We start from the raw sequence: 9,482 nt of genomic DNA, 5'->3' as shown, positions 1-9,482 counted from the left end.
ACCAATCGTACGATTGGTGACGTCATCCGTACATTCAACATCAAGCGCTCGCTTAGCATGAAAGGCTGCCCATATGACAATGCAGTCGCAGAAGCAACCTTTAAGCTGATTAAAACGGAGTTTGTCAAGAATCGAAGATTTGAGTCACTCGCACAGTTGAAGCAGGAATTAGGGGCATACGTGAAATGGTTTAACGAAACAAGAATTCACTCAACATTGGGGTATTTGAGTCCATTCGTTTACAAACAGAAAGCAATTAAGAAATCTGTCTAGTTTGGTGTTGACAGTCCAAATTTCACTTTGCTTAACTTTAACTGTTTCAGTTTTCGCTGAAACATTAACTGTCGGTATCGATACCCCTAGAAACGTAACTCCAATAGACAAGTAAAGATTTAAGCTTCATTGCGTCACCCTCCATGTTTTTACATTTTTATAATTTTTTTCATCTTTGCATACATTTACCTTTTGGTCAACACGCTTTAAGAAGTTTACTTTATTCTATGGTTTAAAAGCCAACACTACCCATTGGGGTACCTGTTCAGTTTTACTCGTGGTACATAACTACTTACATATCCGCTAAAGACTGGCGTAGCATTTTTGTCTAGGTGACAGCATTTCGTTTCCTTATTTTCCATACAAGGAAACTATTACCATTTGTCCCCTCGTGTGTTATCATAAAAAAAAATAAAAACGATAAATTTTTTTAGGGGGCTCCTATGTTCACGGAAATCGGAGAATTACTCCATGCCTACCGACAACGGAAAAATATATCGTGGAGTGAGCTTGCAGAGCGTACAGACATTAGCAAGGCAGCACTTTCCAAGATCGAGTCAGGGGAAACAAAGCGACCAGGGTTTTCCCAATGGAAAAAGATCGCAAGTACTCTCGAAATTCCGCATGTCGATGTAATCACCTCGTATCTAGGCACCACGGAAAGACCTGCGACACTTCAAATACTGCTGAAAGAGGCGATTGAGCTTAATTACCCGCCAGTGGTTCAACAGGTGGCTTTAAAGCTACTGGAAACGCCGAAAATGGACACTTTTCTAGCGCTGGATCATCTTCTACAGGCGACAAACGACACGAAGGATCGAGCCATCATACTGGCCTTGCACGAGGTGATTATTGATTACGCGAGGAAGCACGGCGTCCCGTTATATCTCGGAAAGAGCCTCTATGATCGCTACATGCTCGAAAGGGACGACTTTTCGCGGTTTGAGGAAACCTACCGCAGAGGAAAGGAATTGCTGCACTACACCGATCTGCTACTGCCGATTGACCGCATTACCTTTTACTATCGTATGGGGACGCACGCGTATATCTTAGGCTACTACGGGGAGAGTATCGAATTTTGCGGGAAAGGGATTCGCGAAGACGGTACGGATAATAAGCCCAAAGCCTCGGCCCTCATTTCAATTGTCAATTCATACCTGAGTCTCGGCGATCTGATCCTAGCTGAACTGTATCTAAAAGAGTATGAAGATAGTGAATACGCAGACTATCGAAAAAGTCATCTACGGGCGCTGCTGCACGCAAAACAAGGCCAGCACGAGGGCGCAATGAGACTGTACGAGCAGTGTCTCGCAGAAGCAGGGAAGGACAGCCGCGTGACCATTGTCAGCGATCTTTTGGAGGTCTATCTGGAAAGCGGCAATGATGCCCTAATAAAAGAGCTGATCGACTCCGAGGATCAGTTTCTACCTTCAGACATTCTCGCTCACCCGTACCGGATCAAACAGGCCGCGCGATACTACAAGCGCAAAGGGGTATGTCAGCTCGCGATTGGGTACGTTGAGGATGGGTTTGACAGCCTCCTGCAAAGCATCAGCTACTATCGACAGCTAGGCGCGTCTGACAAAGTTATTGAGGGCGTAGGACTCTTCCTAAAGCATCATCGGCTGCAACAAAGGGCTTTTTCGTTTGAAGACATGGAAATAATTGAGAAATTCTGCCATAATGAGGGCATAAAGGAATAGGGGAGGTGCTGCTCGTGAAAAAGAAGCTGCTCATATTCGCGTTTGCTTTCCTTGTTACAGCAATTCCGTCAATGTCACTAAGTCAACCGGAACACCTAATCATATGGTATGGGGCCGAACCGGACTGGTAGTTGTCGCAAATCACTGCTTGAACCCATTTAATAGGGGAGGTGCAGACTGTGAAAAAATGGTTGTCTGGACTTGTAGCTTTTGCTTTTCTATTCATCTTTGTTAACGTCCCGCAAAATGCTGAACCAGATTGGAAGAAAGTCGTCGTTACAACCGCAGACCCCGACTGGTAGAAACTAAGTTTTTAGGGGAGGAATGTAATAGTATGTACAAAAAGGCTACGTTTGCCCTCGCGGGAATCGGTGCGCTGCTGCTTGTTGGAAATAGCGCATCGGCAGCGATCACTCGCGCTGAGTCGTATGTCGCCATCAGCAAGTTGAGCGACGAAGAGGCGAAAAAGGAAGCCCAAGCCTTCGATAATCTACTCACTCAAAGAGCTAACGAGATCGCTGCCGACACTGGCATAGATTTGTCTGGATACGCGCGAATTGAAAAAGTTGACGTTTGGGAAATGGACAAAGGCCTATTCAAAGAGGTTAGAGAGCTGACTAAAACTGAAGTAGGCGATAAAATGCCCCAAATCTATCTGCACGAGTCCTGTGAGAGCCTGTACATACTGAGACAGTACGCGGATGGAACGAACACAGCTGTAGAGTTCGTGCTGGAAAACGGTAAGTGGGAGAAGAAATAGTATAGTTACTAATAAAGAACCCGTCTCCTTATAACAGGGACGGGTTTTCTGCTGCTTGTTTTAGTGCATGAAGAGTATGCATTAAGGCACGGTTCCCTAAATTCCGAATTGGCCAGAGTTGATTGAACGTGGACTCAACCAGGCGTTTCACTGTACTAATACCGACTCTTCTAAGTGAATTTGCAGCTCGTGTAGAAAGTGGACCAGGAGTGTGCATAAAAATCGCTTCGATAGACTGTTCTAAAGAAAGTGTGTCATCCTTGATAAAATTGATAATTGGTTCATCGGGTGAAGCTGCAGCAATATGATATAGGCTCTCTTTCTTGCGTGCATCCTCAATCAATTGTAGAGTTTCTGCTGGTTGATCTCGCAGAATAGCCCATGTGTCATCAATAGGTGTTGCTACAATTTTTCCGCTTTTACACAGTTCTCTGATTATTGTATTACTAAGTTCCCACAATTCGGATGCTTCGTTAACACCCATAATCGCAACAAACAATTTATTCACTGGCTAGCCCCGCCCTTATGAAGATGTTGCCAAGATAGTCCATATATTTACCATCCAGGTTCAGCTCCCAATTGGGTCCCGTTTCGAAATGCATTGTATCCAACCCTGGACCATCATCCATGTTGCAACGCAATAAACCTCGCTCATGTTCTCGCCAAGGGCCATTGCCTCATAACTGCCTACACATGAGAGGCTTTGCGACTTCGTATTTTTCCGACCTACTTGCCAATATGCTTTTTTGAACCGACGATATCCGGTATCACGGTGGATCCATCCGTAAATATTGCCAAATACAAAATATTGAATCTCATGAGGTTCAATCTTCTGTCCAACCAGAACGCCTTTCGTGTGTCGGAAAAGATTCATCCACTGGAAAAAGCGCAAGGCCTTCTCCTCGTCGAAAACAAATGGGAATTCGTCTGTTCCTTCACGTTCGATGTCTCGTAAAAAGCGCTTACATGCCCATTTGTGCTTTTGACAAGCAATTACTTCGCCATCAAGCACATCCAAGCTGTAATCTATGAGAAACTGTTTGATCATACACTATCACCAAATGCTTTTTCGAAACTCGTCTGCGGCTTTTGTTCCTTCTTCGGCTTTGCCAGACCAGCACGCGCACTGGGAGTCAGCCCGAATTCTATTGCCAATGATCGCATTTGATCGTGCAGCTGCTTCTTCTTGGTAAGCAGAGGGTGAGGCACGCTGTTGGTTTCACCGGCTTTATTGGTGTGTTCAACCACAAGCCCTTCCTCTTGAATGATCTTGGTGCATTGAACGTAGTCCGAGTACGCATCGCAATAAGTCGCCAATGCGTTCACATCAACGTTCGTCACCAAATCAAGTTCCGCCAACTCTTTCGCCAGGCGGGTAAACTCTGATTTGGCGACCTTGTCCAACCAGGAAGGTGGCTTTACCCTGTTTTTCTTCGGTTTCAACCGTTCCTCGGCTTCCTGCCGTTGTTCGATCTCCTTTTTGATGAGCCGTGATTGATTCCCTTGAATCAGATGGAGCTCTACCGGTTTTGCTCTTCGCGCCATGTGCCTCACCTCTCTTCCTTTTTGGGGAAAACCCCTTTTACAAGATAAAACGAAATTTGTGTGCATTAAGGGGGGCCGCGGTCTACTTCTAAAATTTTTTTAGAAATTTTATCCCCTCTCCCCTGAATTCTGATAATATTATCGGGATTTTTTAAAAATAAAAAAGGCTGCTTCACTTAGTGAATAGCCACAATACTCTTTGCAACCATACTTCAACAGGCTTCAGCCCCTCCGATGGAGACGCCAAGCTTTGAGAATAACCCATGGAGAAATCTCATCGCTTGTTCCTCTACCCCATCCCTTTAATCACTCATCCAATTCTGCACCAAAAGTCTTGCCCATCAATTCCCCGAGCTCGCTGGCGGTCTCCTTGATCCGAGAGACATTGACTCTCACCTCTTTGCCGACCACCTCACACACATCCAATGGTACGTTGATGTTGAAGGTCGCTGTCGCTGGTGCCTTGTCTTGGGTGTAAGCAATCATCATGGTAGATGTACCATCCTTCACGGCCTGTAGCTCACTCCAAGTAGTAGCAAGTTTCAAAGTAACACCTGTCATCTTCCAAACCCTCCATCCTCTCTGACCGTCTTCTGGTCTTGACGTTTCTTGCACAATACCTGCCAGTTGCTCCGATCCCAGAACTTCCTCTTGTCTCCCTTATGCGCGACGATATGGTCCACCACAGAAGCAGCCATAGCCTTGCCATCCTTCATACAGTCAACACAGAGTGGATGCTGTCGAAGGTACGCCTCTCTGGCACTTCGCCACCTGGCATCATAGCCACGTTGAGCTGCGGATCCACGCCGCTGGTCATCTTGCCTTTTGTGATCCTGACAAAAACGCTCGGTGGTCAATTCTCGGCATCCTATCTCTGAGCAAGGACGTTTTGCCTTAGATGCCATTGAACCTTGTCCCCCTGGTTTCTCCAACGGTGCGAAATACCTCGTCAACAATTTTCAGGGGATCAACCTCACCTTTGACGGCGATGTTTAATACAGAGGGTGACGTGGCAATACCCAATTCTATCTCGATGTTGTCGCACACCCTGAGAATCCGATCTCCTATATTCCCAGCAGCAAAATGTGGCGAATGGCTCAATTGTTGAAGCTCATTCAGGTACGTCAATTTGAGACTCAGTTTATTTGGATCCATGGCTATTTCCCTCTCTTTCGTGATCGATTCGTTTTCATCTTGTTACTGAGCAATAATCCCTTTTGAAGCTCTGTATCCAATTGCACCAATGTGCGCAGGTCGTTGACTGTGTTTATTTGAATCTTGCCACTCTGGTAGTCCTTCACCCATTGGGCGATGGCTGCCTGAACAATCTTTCGATACTTCCCTTTTGTGGCGATGATGTCATCGATGATTTCGATTTCATCATCACGTTGATCCTTACTCACTGTGACAACCCCTCGGCTTTCCGGTAGAATGGAAAACGAGATAGTGGCTTGATGCATTCCGTGGCCACGGGTTCCACTATCTCTGCCAGGATTGCCTGGTTGCATGGGGGGACGTTCACGCGTCTCCCTTTTGCTATTTTAAGCAGCTTCTCCAAGTCTTTTAATGAGTACAGGTTCGATGCCTGTTGCCTGGAAGAACCGTTTTTTGATAACATCACAGGATTTCGCATCAAGTTCCATGGTTCTACAGCTACGCCCCATTTGTTCGCAAGTCATGAGTGTTGAGCCGCTACCGCCGAAGAGATCTACAACGATGTCACCCTTTTGACTACTGTTACCAATCGGTATTGCCAACAATTCGAGTGGCTTTTGGGTAGGATGAACATACTTGCTGACGTCACCACGTGAGACCTCCCAGACTGAATTTGGCTCTTGTTGCTCACCTAGTAGACCAGACCGCCACACAGTAGTCTGCTTGCGATCGCCGTACCATGCCGGAGCTTGTCCTTTTAAATGTCCATAAAATACCGGCTCATGTTTGAACTTGTACTGAGCAAATCCAAAGGTAGCTGCATTCTTTACCCAGACACATTGCGTACGTACCACAATACCTGCTTCATTCATTTTCGTTTCAAACTCACGTTGATAGCTGGACGGATGGAATACATAAATCGCCGCTTTGTCATCCATAAGGTCCGAATAGTTCTGAAAGATGTACCCTAGAAACTCCTCAAATTTCTCCATTGGCATATCATCGTTCATGATGCTCGCCCTGCCATCAGCAGCAAGCTCTGAAGAATCACTCTTGAATGCAACGTTATAAGGCGGGTCAGTTACAACCAGGGCAGCCTTTACTCCATCCATTAAATCCTGGACATCATGTCGATGGGTAGAATCCCCACACATCAATAGATGCCTTCCTAGTCGCCATATATCTCCCAGTTTTGTCTCGGGCTCCTGGATCTCACCTAAAGCCTGCTGTACATCGAAATCATCATCAACGACTGGTTCCTCTACATCGATACCCAGGTATTCACTAAGTAGTTCTATGACTTCTTCATTTTCAAAACCAGACAGTGAGATATCCAAATCACTTTCCTGTAGCTCACCAAGTACATAGGCCAGTTTTTCCTCATCCCAATCCCCGCTGATTTTATTCAGTGCCAGATTGAGTGCTTTTTCCCGGGTGTCATCCAGATCAACCACTGAGACCTCAACCTCTGTGGCTTGCTGTTCGTTAATGAGAATTTTAAAACGCTGATGGCCACCGACGAGGTTTCCTGTTCGTTCATTCCAGACAAGTGGCTCAACATAGCCAAATTCCTCGATGGACCGTTTCAGCTTTTCGTACTCAGGATCACCCGGCTTCAGGTCGATCCGTGGATTATACTCTGCAGCGCTAACCATAGAGAGTGGGATTTTCCGTATGTCCATGCTGTTCAGTCCTTTCTTAAAACACAGTAAGAATGAAAAAGCCAGCCTCAGCGAGTGACAGCTTTCGGAGCCGTCGCTTTGCCTTTTGGCTGGCTTTTATCTTCACAAATTTTGAGCTACGGCCTACTGGACGAAAAACCTTTACGATCTCATCCGACCGGCGCAGCACTTCCTCGGTGTAGTATATTTCTCCCGTCGTTGAGTCGACATACTGGCGCACTACATTTCACCCACCTCCATAAAAAAAGCACAGCAAAATTGCTGCGCCAAAGTTGTATACACACTGTTAATTAACTACAACATACGACAAAGTCTGCTTTGTCTTTCTCATTTAACCAAAGTGATCCGTCTTTTTCTACCTTAACATCTAAACCATTTTCCTTAAGGTACTTTACATATTCAGGGGGAGCAGTTTCAGACAACTTATAATATTTCTCCTCTTGGTTAAAAAAAAGATAAGTTAAGCTGCCAAGGAAAAAGAAAACTAATGTAAAAACGATTAATTTTCTCACAACGTTCCCCCTCATAATTCTTTTTTCTATAGTTTACACTTAATTAGTATCTTGGATCGTTTTCATAATCAGATGATTTACCCGTGAATCTAGTTAAATCTAGCTTGTTCCAATCCCGTGGGTACTTATCCCAGTTTTTCAGGTATTTCAGCTTTCCACCTTCATATAGTTCGTGTGCTGATTTCCGTGCATCAGTAAAGTGATCATTAAAATCCAATCCATCTTGAGCAGCTTTATATCTGCCCTCATCATTGTTATGGAGGTCCATTTTCACATGAGGGTTATTTTTTGAGTAGTCTGCTGCCCCTAATTCATGGGCAGTCGCCCAATCGTCAGCCCACTGATCATTAACCAACATTACCATTGTGATGTTCCAGTACGCGTGTCTAAAGGCATCATTTTTGCCTCCAGGCCATTTTGTGCTACCAAATAGGTAATCAGTATAATCGTAAGCTTCCACTCCAGCCGCAATAGACCAATATCCTCTTTTCGGATTATCATCAAATAATACTTCTTCGTATTCATTTAATTTAGGGATATCGTAATCCTCTAATTCATATTCACCATCACTTTTAGCAATCCTTGTTTCTGATCCTTCCTTACTATACTTTTTTGCAGTTTCCATAAAAAATTCATTTAATTCTTCTTCCGTTGCATCAGGATTATCTTTTTGATAATTACTTAGCTCTTCCCCAATGACCTTAAAATTCCTCTTAAAGTTCTCATTCTTCAAATAATCATGCGCACCTTCATAGTCCTGATCATCTTTGCTCAATGCTATGTAAAGATAAGAATCTTCTTTATCATTATTTTCTAGCAAACTGATGACTTGTTGCTTCTTTAACTTTTTGCCTTTTGAAGAATCCTTTGTTTCTGCAAAGGCACCTCCTGAAAGTATAGCCATGCTGGCTGTAACAAGTGACAAACCTGCCAATAACATTTTCTTTCCTGACATAAAAATACCTCCCTTTGATTTATGGTGCAAATTAACTTTAAACACCATTTATTTACATGTAAAGCGTTTTAATGTAATTCACACATTAAAAACAATTTATGGATAATTTTAATAGGTTTCCACAGCAACATTTAGTTTATTTAATATTGAGAGATACCGGACAAGGGGCGAGAGGCCGGAGCCGTAGATCTCGCATGTAGTCCCCTGTCCGGTACATCCCAGCAGAGTATTCGCGATTTTCCAAAGTTCCGAGAGGGGTTCCCAAAACTTGAAAACCGCTGTAATGCATACAATGAAAAATAATTGCATGGTTCCCTGCTACGATCATCGCAAGACTAGCGCGTTCAGGTTCAAAATGTCCCCCTCTCGTAAGGTCACATTCGTCATCACCCATAGATTCGCTCAGGTACGCCATTGATAAGGGATAGACGGTATCTCCCAAGAGCAGATGTAGCTTGCTCTTGACTCAAGATTACCGATTAACCAATTTCAAATCGTCCTGCCTTTTATCCGTGATTTTGTCCCGTATTTTGTCGGGATTTTGTCGGAGTCTTTTAGAAAAAATAAGGCCCTCAGATCATACCGAGTGCCTTTGCAATTTGAGCAATAGCTTCTTTTTTGCTTTCGTAATACCTATCCTTGTCCAATCCCATTTCAAGATAAATGTTAATGTCTTTTACCCTTGATGTGCTTAGATACTTCTCTTCAATGATCTGACGCTCTACTTCATCCAACGAATACTGCAAAGCCCTTTCGATCTGTCGTGCTTTCAACTCATTCATGGACTCAGACTTTTGAATCCGTGGAAACAGTTGATCGATACCCTTCTCCTGTAGCTCCTGTTTATTTTGTACAGCAACACGAAGGGCTTTATATTCTTTTAATGCTTTGACAACA

15 protein-coding genes and 1 pseudogene are annotated in these 9,482 nt (G+C 44.2%); 4 read left to right on the top strand and 12 right to left on the bottom strand.

Translation table 11 applies throughout. The features are described 5' to 3' along the window. From C7R92_RS26725 to C7R92_RS26715, 4 genes are all read left to right on the top strand, one after another. Positions 1-273, top strand: a 273-nt coding sequence (locus tag C7R92_RS26725) for an IS3 family transposase (RefSeq protein WP_146147630.1), incomplete at its 5' end; no start/stop codon positions are given. Positions 274-716: 443 nt separating this feature from the next. Continuing rightward, positions 717-1,976 (top strand): helix-turn-helix domain-containing protein, encoded by a 1,260-nt coding sequence (locus C7R92_RS26720; RefSeq protein ID WP_106836224.1) that lies wholly within the window; start codon positions 717-719, stop codon positions 1,974-1,976. Between the two features lie 179 nt (positions 1,977-2,155). Further along, the gene (locus C7R92_RS33195; RefSeq protein ID WP_279629830.1) at positions 2,156-2,278 is read left to right on the top strand and encodes a hypothetical protein; all 123 of its coding nucleotides are present in this window, start codon (positions 2,156-2,158) and stop codon (positions 2,276-2,278) included. Positions 2,279-2,310: 32 nt separating this feature from the next. Further along, entirely contained in the window at positions 2,311-2,736 is a 426-nt protein-coding gene (locus tag C7R92_RS26715) for a hypothetical protein (protein ID WP_106836223.1), read from the top strand. Positions 2,737-2,764: 28 nt separating this feature from the next. Here C7R92_RS26715 and C7R92_RS26710 read toward each other — a convergent pair whose 3' ends face one another. The 12 genes and pseudogenes from C7R92_RS26710 to C7R92_RS26655 form a co-directional block, all read right to left on the bottom strand. Beyond that, positions 2,765-3,244 (bottom strand): DNA-directed RNA polymerase subunit alpha C-terminal domain-containing protein, encoded by a 480-nt coding sequence (locus C7R92_RS26710; protein ID WP_106836222.1) that lies wholly within the window; start codon positions 3,242-3,244, stop codon positions 2,765-2,767. A gap of 120 nt (positions 3,245-3,364) precedes the next feature. Next, positions 3,365-3,784, bottom strand: a pseudogene (locus C7R92_RS26705) (terminase large subunit domain-containing protein); the annotation flags it as partial. Further along, the gene (locus C7R92_RS26700; RefSeq protein WP_106836221.1) at positions 3,781-4,281 is read right to left on the bottom strand and encodes a phage terminase small subunit P27 family; all 501 of its coding nucleotides are present in this window, start codon (positions 4,279-4,281) and stop codon (positions 3,781-3,783) included. The gene C7R92_RS26700 and the pseudogene C7R92_RS26705, both read right to left, overlap by 4 nt. A gap of 306 nt (positions 4,282-4,587) precedes the next feature. Continuing rightward, complete coding sequence (locus tag C7R92_RS26695) at positions 4,588-4,842, bottom strand: hypothetical protein (protein ID WP_106836220.1); 255 nt, start codon at positions 4,840-4,842, stop codon at positions 4,588-4,590. Beyond that, positions 4,839-5,186 (bottom strand): HNH endonuclease signature motif containing protein, encoded by a 348-nt coding sequence (locus C7R92_RS26690; RefSeq protein WP_106836219.1) that lies wholly within the window; start codon positions 5,184-5,186, stop codon positions 4,839-4,841. The genes C7R92_RS26695 and C7R92_RS26690 overlap by 4 nt, the downstream gene beginning before the upstream one ends. Next, complete coding sequence (locus C7R92_RS26685) at positions 5,176-5,436, bottom strand: hypothetical protein (protein ID WP_106836218.1); 261 nt, start codon at positions 5,434-5,436, stop codon at positions 5,176-5,178. The genes C7R92_RS26690 and C7R92_RS26685 overlap by 11 nt, the downstream gene beginning before the upstream one ends. A 2-nt stretch (positions 5,437-5,438) precedes the next feature. Continuing rightward, entirely contained in the window at positions 5,439-5,714 is a 276-nt protein-coding gene (locus tag C7R92_RS26680; protein ID WP_106836225.1) for a hypothetical protein, read from the bottom strand. A 108-nt stretch (positions 5,715-5,822) separates the two neighbouring features. Continuing rightward, the gene (locus C7R92_RS26675; RefSeq protein WP_106836217.1) at positions 5,823-7,118 is read right to left on the bottom strand and encodes a site-specific DNA-methyltransferase; all 1,296 of its coding nucleotides are present in this window, start codon (positions 7,116-7,118) and stop codon (positions 5,823-5,825) included. Between the two features lie 16 nt (positions 7,119-7,134). After that, positions 7,135-7,338: a hypothetical protein gene (locus C7R92_RS26670; protein WP_106836216.1), complete on the bottom strand. Its 204-nt coding sequence runs from the start codon at positions 7,336-7,338 to the stop codon at positions 7,135-7,137. Between the two features lie 70 nt (positions 7,339-7,408). Then, complete coding sequence (locus C7R92_RS26665) at positions 7,409-7,630, bottom strand: hypothetical protein (RefSeq protein ID WP_106836215.1); 222 nt, start codon at positions 7,628-7,630, stop codon at positions 7,409-7,411. Between the two features lie 43 nt (positions 7,631-7,673). Then, entirely contained in the window at positions 7,674-8,585 is a 912-nt protein-coding gene (locus C7R92_RS26660) for a DUF6973 domain-containing protein (RefSeq protein WP_106836214.1), read from the bottom strand. 572 nt (positions 8,586-9,157) lie between these two features. Next, the coding region (locus C7R92_RS26655; protein ID WP_106836213.1) for an ArpU family phage packaging/lysis transcriptional regulator at positions 9,158-9,482 on the bottom strand (325 nt) is incomplete at its 5' end.

Source organism: Brevibacillus porteri (assembly GCF_003013475.1).
GTDB classification, from domain to species: Bacteria; Bacillota; Bacilli; order Brevibacillales; family Brevibacillaceae; genus Brevibacillus; species Brevibacillus porteri.
This window is presented reverse-complemented; position numbering and strand designations above follow the sequence as displayed.